The organism is Nocardioides aquiterrae (genome assembly GCF_039526625.1).
In the GTDB taxonomy this organism is placed as follows: Bacteria; Actinomycetota; Actinomycetes; order Propionibacteriales; family Nocardioidaceae; genus Nocardioides; species Nocardioides aquiterrae.
In genome coordinates, this window is sequence record NZ_BAAAJE010000034.1 from 1 (window position 1) to 15,791 (window position 15,791).

Here is a 15,791-nt window from a genome sequence, read left to right on the forward strand (position 1 = left end):
GGCCTTCACCTATCTACGGCTCGCCGTATCCGATCGCACAACGTGCCTGGGCATCACAGCTAGGGGCCGGCGGCGGTTTCCCCGGTCGACCGGGGAAACCTGACGTTGTCGGCCGAAACTTCGGCCGACAAGTGCAGGTTTTCCCCGTCAGGTCCGGCGGGCGAGCGCCCGGGAGCCGCCCGAGCCGTAGCGGCGGGTCGGGTTGGCGCCGATGGCGTCCTTCGACGCGGCCGGCCGCTTCGCCGCCTTCGCGGCGGTCTTCTTCGCGGCGCTCTTCTTGGCCGGGGCCTTCTTGGCTGCGGTCTTCGCGGGGGTCGTCGCGGGGGTCTTCGCGGCCGTCTTCTTCGCGGCCGTCTTCTTCGACGCCGTCTTCTTGACCGCCGACTTCTTGGCCGCCGCCTTCTTCCGCGGGGCCCTCGTCGCCGGGGCGGCCGGGGTCGCGTCCGCGCCCGACCACTGCTCGATCCACTCGTCGAGCACCTGCCACGTGGTGCCGCGGGCGGCCCGGCCGGTGAGCATGCCGAGGTGCCCGCCGGGGACGATCTCGAAGCGCACCTCCCGGGACCCGGTCAGCAGCGGCACGACCGCCTTCACCGCGGCCACCGGCGCGATGCCGTCGGTCGCGCCCGCGAACACCAGGACCGGGGCCGTGACGTCCGCCAGCGACACCTCGTGCTTGCGCACCTGCACCGCACCGGACGCCAGCGCGTTGCCCTTGGCGAACCGGTGGTAGAGCTGCCCGAAGCTCCGGCCGGGGTACGCCGTCATCTGCGCCGTGAACCGGTCGACCGCCTCGATCTGCGCCAGGAAGTCGGCGTCGTCGAGGTGGGTGGCGATCGCGATCGGCTTGGTCACCAGCTTCTGGAACGACGACAGCTGGAACGCCCAGCGCACCAGCGGCGTCGGCGCGCCGCCGGCCGCCCGGTAGGCGCGGGTGATGAGCCCGTGACCGCGGGTCAGGTCGAGCAGCGGCCGCAGCGGCGCGACGATCGGCACCTTGGTGACGTCGACCGGCGAGCCCACGACCGACAGCGACGCGGTCGGCAGGTCGGGCGCGTCGGCGGCGGCGAGCATCGCGAAGATGCCGCCGAGGCTCCACCCGACGACGTGCACCGGGCGCCCGCCGGCGTGCGCGGAGACCTCGCGGACCGCGGTCGGCACGACCTCCTCGACCCAGTGCTCGAGGCCCAGGTTGCGGTCCTTGAACGAGACGTTGCCGTACTCGACGAGGTACGTCGGCCGGCCGCCCTCGACGAAGTGCTGGACCACCGAGCAGCCGCGCCGCAGGTCGAAGCAGATCGCCGGCGCGGCCAGCGGGGTCACCAGCAGCACCGGGTCGCCGTGCGAGCGGACGTTGACCGCGGGGCGGTAGTGGTACACCTCGCGCAGCGTGCCCTCGTCGATCAGCGTGCGCGGCATCGGTCGGAGGTCGGCGAGCCCGCCGTACATCGCCATGTGCGCGACGTTGCCCGCAGCAGCGACCAGCTGGTCGGGCTTGGGGACGAGGTCCATGCGCGAAGGTTACGACTTCTTCGCCGGCCGCACCGTCTTGCCGTGCGACGGGCGGGCAGCCGCGAGCTCGGTCAGGAACGACCGCGCCCAGGCGGAGACGTCGTGCTGCGTCACCGTCCGACGCATCGCGCGCATCCGCCGGCCCACCTCGCGCTCGTCGGCGCGGTAGGCGTCGAGCAGCGCGGCCTTCATGCCGTTGATGTCGTACGGGTTGACCAGCCAGGCCTGGCGCAGCTCCTCGGCCGCTCCGGCGAACTCCGAGAGGACCAGCGCGCCGTCACCGTCGAACCGGCAGGCGACGTACTCCTTGGCGACCAGGTTCATGCCGTCGCGCAACGGCGTGACGACCATGACGTCGGCCGCGCGGAAGAACGCCGCCATCTCCTCGCGCGGGTACGACGAGTGCAGGTAGTGGATCGCCGGCTTGCCGATCTTGCCGAGGTCGCCGTTGAGCCGGCCCACCAGCCGCTCGATGTCGTCGCGGAGGATCCGGTACTGCTCGACCTGCTCGCGCGACGGGGTCGCGACCTGGACGAAGACGGCGTCCTCGACGTCGAACTCGCCGTCGGCGATCAGCTCGCCGAACGCCCGTAGCCGGGCGTAGATGCCCTTGGTGTAGTCGAGCCGGTCGACGCCGAGGAAGATGCGCCGCGGGTTGCCGACCGCCTCCCGGATCTCCTTGGCGCGCTGGGTGATCTCGGGGGAGCGGGCGAGCTCCTCGTACGCCTTCGCGTCGATGGAGATGGGGAACGCCGCGGCGCGCACCGTGCGCCCGTCGGGCAGGTAGACCAGGTCGCGGTGCGTCTTGTGGCCGACCCGCTGGCGCACCAGGCGGATGAAGTTCTGGGCCGCGCCGCCCAGCTGGAAGCCCACGAGGTCCGCGCCGAGCAGCCCCTCCAGGATCTGCCGGCGCCACGGCAGCTGGGAGAACAGCTCCTGCGGCGGGAACGGGATGTGCAGGTAGAACCCGATCCGCAGGTCCGGGCGCAGGTCGCGCAGCATCGCCGGCACCAGCTGCAGCTGGTAGTCGTGCACCCACACGGTCGCGTGCTCCGCGGCGACCGCGGCGGCCCGCTCCGCGAACCGGCGGTTCACCGCCAGGTAGGTGTCCCACCACTCGCGGTGGAACTCCGGCTTGGCGACCACGTCGTGATAGAGCGGCCACAGCGTGGCGTTCGAGAAGCCCTCGTAGAACTCCTCGATCTCCCGCTGCGTCATCGTCATCGGGACGAGCGACAGGCCGTCCTCCTCGAACGGCTCGAGGTCCTGCTCGGTGCCTCCGGGCCAGCCGATCCAGGTGCCGTCGTTCTCCCGCATCACCGGCTCGAGTGCGGACACCAGCCCGCCCGGGGAACGACGCCAGCCGGCCGAGCCGTCCGGCTCCTCCACCCGGTCCACGGGCAGCCGGTTGGCGACGATCACGAGGTCTGCCGAGCCAGGAGCGCCCACGTTCACCACCCTAGTCCGGTCCCGGGCCGCCGGGCGGGCTCGACCGGGACTGTCCTGCTGGCGGGATCGGGCGCGAGCTCCCGCGTTCCTGACGTGGGAGGCATGACGGAGACGGTCGGCATGCCCACCCAGTGCCCGCTCGAGGCGCCGGTACGCCCCCGCGGTGTCGGCCGGGTCGCCGCGGTGCCCGCCGTCCTCAGAAGCCGACGCCGACCTGGGCGCGGACGTCGTCCATCTGCCGCAGGATCGCCAGCGTCTGGGCGTGCGGGACCAGCGGGCTCTCGCGCAGCCCCGCCTCCAGGCAGCGGCCGACCTCCGCGATCTCGTGGGTGTACCCGCGGCCCAGCGCGGGCGGCGTCTCGACCGGCACCGGCTCCGAGACGACGACGGTGTCGTTGGTGTCGCCGACGTCGTAGGAGGTGAACGTGATGCGCGAGGGGTGGTGGAAGTCGTCCACCTCGAGCCGGCCGCGGTCGGTGGCGATGGCGGCGTGCCGCCCGGACCACGACGTCATCGACGCGGTCATGGTCGCGAGCGCCCCGTTCGGGTAGCGCCCGGCGATCGCGACGTCCAGGTCGATCCCGCGGTCGGAGAGCTCCGCGGCGGCGGTGAGCGACAGCGCCTCCCCGAGCATCAGGTGGGCGAACGTCAGCGGGTAGACGCCCATGTCGAGCAGCGCCGACGCCCCCAGCTCGGGGTTCAGCATCCGGTCGTCCGGCGGCGCCTGCACGAGGAAACCGAGCTCGGCGTGCAGGTGCCGCGGCGTCCCGAAGTCACCCGAGCGCAGCCGCTCCCGCAGGGTGAGCACGGCGGGGTGGCACGCCGTCCACATCGCCTCCATGAGGAACCGGTCGTGCTGCGCCGCCAGCCGCACCATCTCCTCCGCCTCGGCGACCGAGAGGGTCAGCGGCTTCTCGCAGAGCACGTGCTTGCCGCCCTCGAAGCACAGCCGGGCGTTGTCGAGGTGCAGGGCGTGCGGGGTCGCGATGTACACGACGTCGACGTCCGGGGCGGCGGCCAGCTCCTCGTACGAGCCGTACGGCGTGCCGCCGTGCCGTTCCGCGAACGCCGCGGCGCTCTCGGCGCGGCGCGAGCCCACGGCGACCAGCTCGGCGTCGGGCACCAGGGCCAGGTCCTCGGCGAAGGTGTGCGCGATCTTGCCGGTCGCGAGGATGCCCCAGCGGGTCGTCATGGCTGGACGATATGCGACGCGCCCGCGGGGCGAATGACATCGTTGTGGTTCGTCACCTACAGTGGAGTCTCACCAGCAGTGTCGACCGTGATCGGGGAGGACAGCATGGACGCCGCGAACGCTCTCGGTGGGGCCGCCGAGGCCACGCCAGCGCTGAGCGACCGCGACCGCGAGATCCTCGACTTCGAGCGCCAGTGGTGGAAGTACGCCGGCGCCAAGGAGACCGCGGTCCGCGAGAAGTTCGACATGTCGTCGACGCGGTACTACCAGGTCCTCAACGCCCTGATCGACCGTCCGGAGGCCCTCGAGGCGGACCCGCTCCTGGTCCGGCGGCTGCGCCGGCTGCGGTCCGCCCGCCAGCGCCAGCGCTCGGCGCGCCGGCTCGGCTTCGAGGTCTGACGTGACCGGCCCCCGCAGCCGCAACCAGCGCGGCATGGCGATGCCGTCCCCGGTCGTCATGCTGAGCGTCATCGCCGTCGCCATGGCCGGCATCGCGTTCGTCGCCACCCGGGGCGGCGAGCCGACCGAGCGCGAGGTCACGACCGTCTCGGACACGCCGAAGCAGACGCCGAGGCCGTCCCCGACGTTCACGCCGTCGAAGGACCCGAAGCCGCAGCCGCCGAAGGTCCAGCGCGGCAAGGTCTACGTCGAGGTCTACAACAACTCCGGGATCACCGGGCTGGCCGGCCGGGTCGCGGAGCGCGCCACCGGCATCGGCTGGCAGGTCGTCGGGTCCGACAACTGGTACGGCACCATCCCGGACACGACCGTCTACTACCCGGCCAAGCTCAAGCCCGCGGCCAAGCAGCTCGCCCTCGACCTCGGCATCGACCGCACCGCCCCCGCCGTCGACCCGATGCGGCTCGACCGGCTCACGGTGATCCTCACCGGCCCGCTGTCCTGACCGCGACCGCGGGTGACAGGGTGGAGCCATGGACTTCACCTCGCCCGAGGGAGAGCAGAAGTACGCCGCGCTCGTGCGCGCCGCCGGCCGGGCGGTGGTCGGCCTCGACTTCGACGGCACGCTCGCGCCGATCGTCGACGACCCGGAGCAGGCGCACATCCACCCCGAGGCGGCCGACGTCCTCGTCGACCTGGCCGAGGTGGTCGCCGCCGTCGCGGTGATCACCGGGCGGCCGGCCCGGCAGGCGCTCGACCTGGGCGGCCTCGAGGTGGTCGGCAACACCATCGGCGACCACGGCAAGGAGCTCTACCTGTTCGGCCAGTACGGCAACGAGCGGTGGAGCTCCACGCGCCGGCGGATCATCTCGCCCCGCCCGCCGCAGGGGCTGGCGACGTTCCTCCGCGACCTGCCGCGGACGCTGCGGAACGCCGACGCCGCGGACGCTTGGGTCGAGGACAAGGGCCTCGCGCACGCCGTGCACACCCGCCGGATGGCCGACCCCGACGCGGCGTACCAGCGCCTGCTCGGGCCGCTGCGCGAGCTCGCCGACCGCAACGGGCTGGTGCTCGAGCCCGGCCGGCAGGTGATCGAGGTGCGCGCGCCCGGCATGGACAAGGGCCGGGCCGTCGAGACGCTGGTGGCCGAGCTCGACGCGGGGGCGTTCCTGTTCGCGGGCGACGACCTCGGCGACGTCGAGGCGTTCGATGCGGTGACCGCGCTGGCCAAGGACGGCCTCCCGACCCTGCTCGTCTGCTCGGCGTCGGACGAGGTGAGTGCGCTGGCCGAGCGCGCCGACGTGGTCGTGCACGGCCCGGAGGGCGTGCTGGACCTGCTGCGGCGGCTCACGGCCGACGCGCGTTCGTCCTGAGCGAACAGGAGGCCCTCTCCGGAACACCGCCCGCGGCGTGCACGTTGTGGAGGCATGTCCCTGAAGCTTCCCGTTCTCTTCGTCAACGACGTCGTCGTGCTCCCCGGCATGGTCGTGCCGCTGGAGCTGGACGAGTCCTCCCAGGCCGCGATCGACGCGGCCCGCGCCGGCTCCGGCAACCAGGTCCTCGTCGCCCCGCGACTCGAGGACCGGTACGCGTCGTTCGGCGTGATCGCGACCGTCGACCGTGTCGGCCGGTTCTCCGGCGGCAGTCCTGCCGCCGTCCTCAAGGCGGGTGCCCGCGGCCGGATCGGCAGCGGCGTCACCGGTCCCGGCGCGGCCCTGTGGGTCGAGGTCGACGAGGTCCCCGACGTCCTCTCCGACCACGCCCGTGAGCTGGCCGAGGAGTACAAGCGGCTCGTCGTCGCCGTGCTCCAGCGCCGCGAGGCCTGGCAGGTCATCGACCAGGTCCACCAGATGTCCGACCCGTCCGCGATCGCGGACGCGGCCGGCTACGCGCCGTACCTCTCCACCGACCGCAAGCGCGAGCTGCTCGAGGACCCCGACGTCGAGTCGCGCCTGGAGAAGCTGATCGGCTGGACCCGCGACTACCTCGCGGAGGCCGAGCTCACCGACAAGATCGGCGAGGACGTCCGCGACGGCATGGAGAAGCAGCAGCGCGAGTACCTGCTGCGCCAGCAGCTCGCCGCGATCCGCAAGGAGCTCGGCGAGGGCGAGCCCGAGGGCGCGGACGACTACCGCTCGCGCGTCGAGGCCGCCGACCTGCCCGACTCGGTCCGCAAGGCCGCGCTCAAGGAGGTCGACAAGCTCGAGCGCTCCAGCGAGCAGAACCCCGAGGCCGCGTGGATCCGCACCTGGCTGGACACCGTCCTCGAGCTGCCGTGGAACGTCACCACCGAGGACGCGGACGACGTCGTCGCCGCCCGCGCCGTGCTCGACGCCGACCACCACGGCCTCGACGAGGTCAAGGAGCGGATCGTCGAGTACCTCGCCGTCCGCGCCCGCCGCGCGGAGCGCGGCCTGCAGGTGATCGGCGGCCGGGGCTCCGGCGCCGTGGTGCTGCTGGCCGGTCCTCCGGGAGTCGGCAAGACCTCGCTCGGCGAGTCCGTCGCGCGGGCGCTCGGCCGGAAGTTCGTGCGGGTCGCCCTCGGCGGCGTGCGCGACGAGGCGGAGATCCGCGGCCACCGGCGCACCTACGTCGGCGCGCTGCCCGGCCGGATCGTGCGGGCCGTCAAGGAGGCCGGCTCGATGAACCCGGTCGTGCTGCTGGACGAGGTCGACAAGGTCGGCTCCGACTACCGGGGCGACCCGGCGGCGGCGCTGCTCGAGGTGCTCGACCCGGCGCAGAACCACACCTTCCGCGACCACTACCTCGAGCTCGACCTGGACCTGTCCGACGTGCTGTTCGTCGCGACGGCGAACGTCGTCGAGCAGATCCCGTCCGCGCTGCTGGACCGCATGGAGCTGGTGACGCTGGACGGCTACACCGAGGACGACAAGGTCGCCATCGCCCGCGACTTCCTGCTGCCCCGGCAGCTGGAGCGCGCGGCGCTGACCGACGCCGAGGTCACGGTGTCCGACGCGGCGCTGCGCGAGCTCGCCGCGAACTACACCCGCGAGGCGGGGGTGCGGCAGCTCGAGCGGCTGCTCGCGAAGGCGCTGCGCAAGGCGGCCACGCGGCTCGCCACCGGCGCCTCGCGCGTCGACATCGACCTGCCCGACCTCAAGGAGCTCGTCGGGCGGCCCCGGTTCACCCCGGAGTCGGCCGAGCGCACCTCGGTGCCCGGCGTCGCCACCGGCCTGGCCGTCACCGGCCTCGGCGGCGACGTGCTGTTCATCGAGGCGTCGGCGGCGGACGGCCCGGCGGGCCTGACGCTGACCGGCCAGCTGGGCGACGTGATGAAGGAGTCCGCGCAGATCGCGCTGTCCTTCGTCCGCTCCCACGCGGCCGAGCTGGGGGTCGACCCCGCGGTGCTCGACCGGGCCATCCACGTGCACGTGCCCGCGGGCGCCGTACCCAAGGACGGGCCGTCGGCCGGCATCACGATGGTGACCGCCCTGACCTCGCTCGCCACCGGGCGGCCGGTGCGGTCCGAGGTCGGCATGACCGGCGAGGTCACGCTCAACGGCCGGGTGCTCCCGATCGGCGGGCTGAAGCAGAAGCTGCTCGCCGCCCAGCGGGCCGGCCTGACCGAGGTGTTCGTGCCGCTGCGCAACGAGCCCGACCTCGACGACGTCCCCGCCGACGTCCTCGAGTCGCTCACCGTGCACGTGGTCGGCGACGTCCTCGACGTGGTCCGGGGCGCGCTGTCGCAGCCTCAGGCGGCCGCCACGATCGCCGCCTGAGACGGATAGTCCCTGACGAAAATGTTGTCCGGACCGCCGTTCGACGACATTTCCGTCAGGGACTATCTCTCCAACCACCGGACGCGGGCCGTCCAGCATGCGGAACCGATGTGCGCATGCTGAGACGGCCCGCGTACTGTTTCTCCCAGCTCATCCAGAGGGACTGAGGGAACGGCCCTGTGAAGTCCCGGCAACCGCCGCACGCGATCCGCATGCGGGCCCGGTGCCAAATCCGTCCGACGCGAAGGTCGCGCCGGAAAGATGAGGAGGACTCCGTGAGCGCACCTGTCATCGAGAAGCTGTCCCTGCGTGAGGGCGCGTTCGGCAACGCCAGGGCCCTGTCCTGTCGCGAGTGCGGCCACCAGGTCGAGCTCGGCCCCCACTACGCCTGTCCGGAGTGCTTCGGGCCGCTGGAGGTCGCCTACGACTTCCCGGCCGTCACCCGCGAGGAGATCGAGGCCGGCCCGCGCAACATCTGGCGCTACAAGGCGCTGCTGCCGGTGCCCGCCGACATCGAGCAGAGCCCCAACACCGAGCCCGGCTTCACCCGGCTGCTCAAGGCGGCCAACCTCGGCGCCGAGCTCGGCATCGACAACCTGTGGGTGAAGGACGACTCCACCAACCCCACCAACTCCTTCAAGGACCGCGTGGTCGCCTGCGCGCTGAGCGCCGCCCGGGAGTTCGGCTCGAAGGTCTTCGCCTGCCCGTCGACCGGCAACCTCGCGAACGCGGTCGCCGCGGCCGGTGCCCGCGCCGGCATCAAGACCGTGGTGTTCATCCCGAGCAACCTCGAGCAGCCCAAGCAGGTCAACAGCGCGATCTTCACCGACTCGCTGGTCGCCGTCGAGGGCAACTACGACGACGTCAACAAGCTCGCCTCGGAGATCGCCGGCGAGGAGGACGGCTGGGCGTTCGTCAACGTCAACGTCCGCCCGTACTACGCCGAGGGCTCCAAGACCCTGGGGTACGAGATCGCCGAGCAGCTCGGCTGGCGGCTCCCGGACCAGATCGTGATCCCGGTCGCCAGCGGCTCGCAGCTGACCAAGGTGCACAAGGCGTTCCAGGAGCTGATCAAGCTCGGCCTCGTGGAGGACAAGCCCTACCGCGTCTTCGGCGCCCAGGCCGAGGGCTGCTCGCCCGTGTCGGTCGCCTACAAGGCCGGCGTCGACGCGATCCGCCCGGTCAAGCCCGACACCATCGCCAAGAGCCTGGCCATCGGCAACCCCGCCGACGGCATCTACGTGCTCGACATCTGCCGGGAGACCGGCGGCGCGGTCGAGGACGTCACCGACGACCAGGTCCGCGAGGGCATCGTGCTGCTGGCCCGCACCGAGGGGATCTTCACCGAGACCGCCGGCGGTACGACGGTCGCGGTGCTCAAGAAGCTCGTCGAGACCGGCCAGCTGGACACCTCGCTGGAGACGGTCGTGATCAATACCGGCCACGGCCTCAAGACGCTGGACGCGGTGTCCGGAGCCGTCGCGCCGGCCGCGACCATCGCCCCGACGTACGCCGCCTTCGCCGCCACCGGCCTCGCCTGAGTCCCGAGAGGAACCCCATGCCCGTCTCCGTCCGGATCCCGACCATCCTCCGCACCTACACCGGAGGTGAGTCCGAGGTGAGCGCCTCCGGCGCCACCCTCGCCGAGGTGCTCGACGACCTCGACGCGAACTACAGCGGGATCAAGGGCCGCGTGCTCGACGACTCCGGCGAGCTGCGCCGGTTCGTGAACGTCTACGTCGGCAACGACGACGTGCGCTTCCTGGACAACCTGGCCACCCCCACCCCGGACGGCACCCAGATCTCGGTCATCCCGGCGGTCGCCGGCGGCTGCTGATCCTGCGTGTAACGCGGTGTCAGGCCCACTAGGATCCCGCTGCAACGGGTTCATAGTGGGGACAACACCGCGTTACAGCTGGGCGCGCCGCTCGATCAGGTGCGCCCGCTCGGCGAGGTTGGCGCAGCGACCGATCGCCTCGTCGTACGCCGTGCGCGCCTCGTCGAGGCGCCCGAGCCGGGCGAGCAGCTCGGCCCGGGTGGCGGGCAGCCGGTGGCCGGGCAGCGCCAGGCCGTCCAGGAGCGCGAGCCCGGCGGCCGGGCCGCGGTCCTCGGCGACCGCGACCGCGCGGTTGAGCCGCACGACCGGTGAGCCGGTGACCTCCTCCAGCTCGGCGTAGCGGTCGGCGATCCGGTCCCACGCCGTGGCCGACGCGGTCGGCGCGATCGCGTGCTCGGCGGCGATCAGCGCCTGCAGGAGGTACGGCGAGGGCGGCGCCTGCACCCAGGGGCGCAGCAGCTCCAGTGCCTCGTCGATCTCGGCGGCCCGCCAGCGCGAGCGGTCCTGGTCGGGGAGCAGCACGGGGCGCCCGTCGAGCACGCGCGAATCGCGGCGCGCGTGGTGCAGCAGCATCAGCGCGAGCAGGGCGTCGACCTCGACGGCCGGCTCCGGGAGCACGGCGCGCAGCACCCGCGCCAGCCGGATCGCCTCGGCCGCGACGTCGGCGCGCAGGACGTCCGGCCCGGAGCCGGGTGCGTAGCCGGTGGTGAACGCCAGGTAGGAGACGTCCGCGACGACGGCGACCCGCGGGGACAGGTCCGCGGGCACGGTGAACGACTGCCCGGCGAGCCTCTTCCGCGCCCGGGTCAGCCGGGCCGCCATGGTCGGGGTGGGGACGAGGAACAGCCGGGCGACGTCCTCGGTCGGGACGCCGAGCACGAGCCGCAGCGTGAGCGCCGCCGCCGACTCGCGCGGCAGCGACGGGTGCGCGCACAGCAGCACCAGCCGCAGCCGCTCGTCGAGCACGGGCTCCCCGGCATCGGCCATGAACGCCTGCGCCTCCTCCTGCAGCGACGCCTCGACCGCCAGCAGCGGCAGCTTCCGGGTCGCGACCTCCTCGTGGCGCAGCCGGTCGACGATCCGCCGGCGCGCGGCCGTCAGCAGCCAGGCGGGCGGGTTGTCCGGCACGGCGGTCCAGGTCCGGGCGGCGGCCTCGAAGGCGTCGGCGAGCCCGTCCTCGGCCAGGTCGAGCCGGCGGAACTGCGCGACGAGCAGGGCCAGCAGCCGGCCCCACTCCTCGCGCAGCAGCGACTCGGGAACGGTCATCCGTGGTCGACGGTGGCCCGCACCTCGACGACCCCGTCCGGGCCGGCGAGCAGGCCGCACACCTCGAGCAGGTCGTCGAGGTCGTCGGTCTCGACCGTGTAGAACCCGGTCAGCTGCTCGACGGTCTCGGCGTACGGGCCGTCGGTGACACCGTCGGCCCGGACCACCTTGGCGGCCCGCGAGTGGGTGAGCTCCGCGCCGCCGGTGATCTGGTGGCCGCGCTCCTCGAGGAGCCGGGCGAACTCGCCGTGCCTGGCGTACATCGCGGCGCGCTGCTCCTCCGACGCGGACTCCCAGGTGGCCTCGTCACCGGGCAGCAGGACGGCGTAGGTGGTCATGGTGGTTCCTCTCGACGGGGACGAGTCTGACACCGAGATGACGGGCCGGACGGGCGCGGATCGACAACCCGCGACGATCCTCGACGGCGACGCCGGGCGCCCGTTGCTCGACGGCATACTGACGCCATGACGGAACGGTCGGTGACCACCGGGGCCAGGCCCACCCTCGAGCAGGTGGCCGCGCTCGCCGGCGTCGGCCGTGGGACCGCCTCGCGCGTCATCAACGGCGGCGCGAAGGTCTCCGAGCGCTCCCGGCAGGCCGTCGAGAACGCCATCGAGCAGCTCGGCTACGTCCCGAACGCCGCCGCCCGGGCGCTGGTCAAGCGCCGCACCGACACCGTCGCGCTCGTGATCGCCGAGTCCGAGGAGCGGGTCTTCGGCGAACCGTTCTTCGCCGGCGTCGTGCGCGGCATCGGCACCGCCCTCGGCGAGGCCGACCGGCAGCTGGTGCTGCTGCTCGCCCAGGCGTCCGAGCGCCGCGGCGGGCTGGACCGCTACCTGACCCGCCAGCACGTCGACGGCGTGCTGCTGCTCTCGCTGCACGACGACGACGAGCTGCCGGAGCGGATCCGCGCGCACGGCGTACCGGTCGTGGTCGGCGGGCGCACCCGCGAGGACCTGCGCGACGGCTTCGTCGACGTGGACAACGTCCAGGGCGCCGGCCTGGCCGTCGCCCACCTGGTGGAGCGCGGCCGCGCCCGGATCGCCACGATCGCCGGCCCCGCGGACATGGTCGCCGGCAGCTCGCGCTTCCAGGGGTACGCCGCCGGCCTGGCCGCGGCCGGCCGGGAGGTCGACGAGCGGCTCGTCGAGCGCGGCGACTTCGGCCAGCAGAGCGGCGCGGCGGCGATGCGGGCGCTCCTCGAGCGGGCGCCGGACCTCGACGCGGTGTTCTGTGCCAACGACCTGATGGCCGCGGGTGCCCTCCAGGCGCTTCGTGAGGCCGGGCGACAGGTGCCCGAGGACGTCGCGGTGGTCGGTTTCGAGGACGCGCCGATCGCCCAGTCGACCCAGCCGCCGCTGACGACCGTGCACCAGTCGCCCGAGGAGATGGGCCGCGCGATGGTCGACCTGCTGCTCGAGACGATGGCCGATCCGGAGCGCGACCACCCGGGCCGGATGTTGACCACCCGTCTGGTCGTGCGCGACAGCACCTGACCGAGCGCCTAGCATTTCGGTATGGAGCAGCGCGGCGAGGCCCAGGTGCCCCTCGTCCTGCTCGCGACCAGTCGCGAGTGGGCCGAGGGCGAGCCCGGTCACGGCGCGCTCGACGCCGCCCTCGCCGCGCACGGGCTCGCCAGCCGCTGGGTCGTCTGGGACGACCTCGGCGTGGACTGGGGCACCGCCGAGGTGGTCGCGGTCCGGTCCGCGTGGGACTACGACGCCCGGCTCGGCGAGTTCCTCGGCTGGGCCTCCGGCGTCGGCCCGACCCTGCTCAACGGGGCGGCGGTGTTCCGCTGGAACACCGACAAGCGCTACCTCGTCGAGCTCCAGGAGGCGGGGCTGCCGGTCGTGCCGACCGTCGCGGCGGACACGATCTTCGAGGTGCGCGCGGCGGCCGACAAGTACGGCCTCGCGGTCGTCAAGCCCCGCGTCGGCTCCGGTGGCCGCGGCCTCGAGGTGGTCTCCGACGGCCGGGTCTGGCTGCCCCAGGAGGGCCACGAGGGACCGTGGGTCGTGCAGCCGCTGGTCGAGTCGATCCACACCGAGGGCGAGCTCTCGGTCTTCGTCATCGCCGGCCGCCCGGTGAGCCAGGTCCAGAAGCTCCCGAGCGTGAACGACATCCGCGTGCACGAGCACTACGGCGGCACCTCGCGCTCGGTCGAGCTGGGCGAGCAGGCCGCCTCGCTGGCCGCCGAGGCGATCGCCACCGTGGTCGACCTGCTGGGCGAGGAGATCGTCTACGGCCGGGTCGACATGATGCGGTACGACGGCCGGCTCGTGGTCAGCGAGGTCGAGCTCACCGAGCCCGGCCTGTACCTCGACGTGCTGCCGCTGAACGCGCTGCCGTTCGCGGAGGCGGTCGCCGCCCGCGCGTACCCCAAGACCTGGTGACGTTCGCCCTCGGCTGACGGCCTCGGAGTGTCTTGCACTCGCAGGGGTCGAGTGCTAAACATGACGCTGGCACTCTCGTCCCGAGAGTGACAACACCGGAACGGCGACGTTGAGGTCCCGATGCGCCGGCGAGAAGGGTTCGCCGGGTCGAGCGGGGGCCGTCCGTCGCGGGCAACCCGCCGGCCGGTCCAGAACTTCCGATGCGAAGGAATCGCAGGAGTTATGCCGAAGCTGATTGCATTCGACGAGGAGGCCCGGCGCGGTCTCGAGCGTGGCATGAACACGCTCGCCGACGCCGTCAAGGTCACCCTCGGCCCCAAGGGCCGCAACGTCGTTCTCGAGAAGAAGTGGGGCGCCCCCACGATCACCAACGACGGTGTGAGCATCGCCAAGGAGATCGAGCTCGAGGACCCCTACGAGAAGATCGGCGCCGAGCTGGTCAAGGAGGTCGCCAAGAAGACCGACGACGTCGCCGGTGACGGCACGACGACGGCGACCGTCCTGGCCCAGGCGATGGTCCGCGAGGGCCTGCGCAACGTCGCGGCCGGCGCGAACCCGATGGGTCTCAAGCGCGGTATCGAGGCGGCCGTCGCCGCCGTGTCCGAGCAGCTGCTGGGCATGGCCAAGGACGTCGAGACCAAGGAGCAGATCGCGTCCACCGCGAGCATCTCCGCGGCCGACACCACCGTCGGCGAGATCATCGCCGAGGCGATGGACAAGGTCGGCAAGGAAGGCGTCATCACCGTCGAGGAGTCGAACACCTTCGGGCTCGACCTCGAGCTCACCGAGGGCATGCGCTTCGACAAGGGCTACATCTCGGCGTACTTCGTCACCGACCCCGAGCGCATGGAGACGGTCCTCGAGGACCCGTACATCCTGATCGCCAACCAGAAGATCTCGTCGGTCAAGGACCTGCTCCCGCTGCTGGAGAAGGTCATGCAGTCCGGCAAGCCGCTGCTGATCCTGGCCGAGGACGTCGACGGCGAGGCGCTGTCGACCCTGGTCGTCAACAAGATCCGCGGCACCTTCAAGTCCGCCGCCGTCAAGGCCCCGGGCTTCGGCGACCGCCGCAAGGCCATGCTGCAGGACATCGCTATCCTCACCGGCGGCCAGGTCATCTCCGAGGAGGTCGGCCTCAAGCTGGAGTCGACCGGCATCGAGCTGCTCGGCCAGGCCCGCAAGGTCGTCATCACCAAGGACGAGACCACCATCGTCGAGGGCGCGGGCGACCCGGACCAGATCGCCGGCCGGGTGAACCAGATCCGCGCCGAGATCGAGAAGTCGGACTCCGACTACGACCGCGAGAAGCTCCAGGAGCGCCTCGCCAAGCTGGCCGGCGGCGTGGCCGTCATCAAGGTCGGCGCGGCCACCGAGGTCGAGCTCAAGGAGCGCAAGCACCGCATCGAGGACGCCGTCCGCAACGCGAAGGCGGCCGTCGAGGAGGGCATCGTCGCCGGCGGCGGCGTCGCCCTGGTGCAGGCGTCGGTCACGGCGTTCGACAAGCTGGACCTGACCGGTGACGAGGCCGTGGGCGCGAACATCGTGCGCGTCGCGACCGAGGCCCCGCTCAAGCAGATCGCGATCAACGCCGGCCTCGAGGGCGGCGTCGTGGCGGAGAAGGTCAAGAGCCTGCCGTCGGGCCAGGGCCTGAACGCCGCCACCGGCGAGTACGTCGACATGATCGCCGAGGGCATCATCGACCCCGCCAAGGTGACCCGCAGCGCGCTGCAGAACGCCGCCTCCATCGCGGCGCTCTTCCTCACCACCGAGGCCGTCGTGGCCGACAAGCCGGAGAAGGCCGCCCCGATGGGCGACCCGTCCGGCGGCATGGGCGGCATGGACTTCTGAGCACCCCTGACCCGAGCTTGCTGGGGTCAAGCCAGGTGCCAGGTTGAGGAGCGTCGGCTCGAACTGCGCGCCAGCGCAGGGCGAGCGACGCGTCTCGAAACCGAGTCGCCACGCTGTTCGCCAGCAGAGCAACACCGAACGGCCCCGGTCCCAGC

Annotated in this window: 14 protein-coding genes and 1 riboswitch; of the genes, 9 read left to right on the forward strand and 5 right to left on the reverse strand. The window is 72.4% G+C overall.

What is annotated here, in order from left to right:
* Positions 1-147: 147 nt before the first annotated feature.
* The 3 genes from ABD086_RS24265 to ABD086_RS24275 all read right to left on the reverse strand — a co-directional run bounded on the left by ABD086_RS24265 (position 148) and on the right by ABD086_RS24275 (position 4,153).
* On the reverse strand, positions 148-1,512 hold the full coding sequence (locus tag ABD086_RS24265) for an alpha/beta hydrolase (protein ID WP_343911079.1): 1,365 nt from the start codon (positions 1,510-1,512) through the stop codon (positions 148-150).
* A 9-nt stretch (positions 1,513-1,521) separates the two neighbouring features.
* Positions 1,522-2,961 (reverse strand): alpha,alpha-trehalose-phosphate synthase (UDP-forming), encoded by a 1,440-nt coding sequence (locus tag ABD086_RS24270; protein ID WP_425571701.1) that lies wholly within the window; start codon positions 2,959-2,961, stop codon positions 1,522-1,524.
* A 196-nt stretch (positions 2,962-3,157) separates the two neighbouring features.
* A complete protein-coding gene (locus ABD086_RS24275; protein WP_343911083.1) occupies positions 3,158-4,153 on the reverse strand; it encodes a Gfo/Idh/MocA family protein in 996 nt (331 codons plus the stop codon).
* A 105-nt stretch (positions 4,154-4,258) separates the two neighbouring features.
* Here ABD086_RS24275 and ABD086_RS24280 point away from each other — a divergent pair, with 105 nt between their 5' ends.
* The 6 genes from ABD086_RS24280 (at position 4,259) to ABD086_RS24305 (ending at position 10,129) form a co-directional block, all read left to right on the forward strand.
* Positions 4,259-4,552 (forward strand): DUF3263 domain-containing protein, encoded by a 294-nt coding sequence (locus ABD086_RS24280; protein WP_343911199.1) that lies wholly within the window; start codon positions 4,259-4,261, stop codon positions 4,550-4,552.
* Position 4,553: 1 nt separating this feature from the next.
* The gene (locus ABD086_RS24285) at positions 4,554-5,057 is read left to right on the forward strand and encodes a LytR C-terminal domain-containing protein (RefSeq protein ID WP_343911085.1); all 504 of its coding nucleotides are present in this window, start codon (positions 4,554-4,556) and stop codon (positions 5,055-5,057) included.
* Positions 5,058-5,085: 28 nt separating this feature from the next.
* On the forward strand, positions 5,086-5,925 hold the full coding sequence (otsB, locus tag ABD086_RS24290) for a trehalose-phosphatase (RefSeq protein ID WP_343911087.1): 840 nt from the start codon (positions 5,086-5,088) through the stop codon (positions 5,923-5,925).
* A 54-nt stretch (positions 5,926-5,979) separates the two neighbouring features.
* Complete coding sequence (lon, locus tag ABD086_RS24295; RefSeq protein ID WP_343911089.1) at positions 5,980-8,292, forward strand: endopeptidase La; 2,313 nt, start codon at positions 5,980-5,982, stop codon at positions 8,290-8,292.
* Positions 8,293-8,439: 147 nt separating this feature from the next.
* Positions 8,440-8,560, forward strand: a riboswitch (SAM riboswitch).
* 7 nt (positions 8,561-8,567) lie between these two features.
* Positions 8,568-9,833 (forward strand): threonine synthase, encoded by a 1,266-nt coding sequence (gene thrC, locus ABD086_RS24300; RefSeq protein WP_425571702.1) that lies wholly within the window; start codon positions 8,568-8,570, stop codon positions 9,831-9,833.
* A 17-nt stretch (positions 9,834-9,850) separates the two neighbouring features.
* Entirely contained in the window at positions 9,851-10,129 is a 279-nt protein-coding gene (locus tag ABD086_RS24305) for a MoaD/ThiS family protein (protein ID WP_343911091.1), read from the forward strand.
* 72 nt (positions 10,130-10,201) lie between these two features.
* On the opposite strand, the gene ABD086_RS24310 is transcribed toward ABD086_RS24305, so the two are convergent.
* Together ABD086_RS24310 and ABD086_RS24315 are read right to left on the reverse strand one after the other, a co-directional pair.
* The gene (locus ABD086_RS24310; RefSeq protein WP_343911093.1) at positions 10,202-11,395 is read right to left on the reverse strand and encodes an RNA polymerase sigma factor; all 1,194 of its coding nucleotides are present in this window, start codon (positions 11,393-11,395) and stop codon (positions 10,202-10,204) included.
* On the reverse strand, positions 11,392-11,733 hold the full coding sequence (locus ABD086_RS24315) for a YciI family protein (RefSeq protein WP_343911095.1): 342 nt from the start codon (positions 11,731-11,733) through the stop codon (positions 11,392-11,394). The genes ABD086_RS24310 and ABD086_RS24315 overlap by 4 nt, the downstream gene beginning before the upstream one ends.
* A 126-nt stretch (positions 11,734-11,859) precedes the next feature.
* On the opposite strand from ABD086_RS24315, the gene ABD086_RS24320 reads away from it, so the two are divergent.
* From ABD086_RS24320 to groL, 3 genes are all read left to right on the forward strand, one after another.
* Positions 11,860-12,891, forward strand: a complete 1,032-nt coding sequence (locus ABD086_RS24320; RefSeq protein WP_343911097.1) for a LacI family DNA-binding transcriptional regulator — start codon at positions 11,860-11,862, stop codon at positions 12,889-12,891.
* A gap of 21 nt (positions 12,892-12,912) precedes the next feature.
* Entirely contained in the window at positions 12,913-13,788 is an 876-nt protein-coding gene (locus ABD086_RS24325) for an ATP-grasp domain-containing protein (RefSeq protein WP_343911099.1), read from the forward strand.
* Between the two features lie 222 nt (positions 13,789-14,010).
* Positions 14,011-15,636, forward strand: coding sequence for a chaperonin GroEL (gene groL, locus ABD086_RS24330; RefSeq protein WP_343911101.1), 1,626 nt, complete (start codon positions 14,011-14,013; stop codon positions 15,634-15,636).
* The last annotated feature ends 155 nt before the right edge of the window (positions 15,637-15,791 follow it).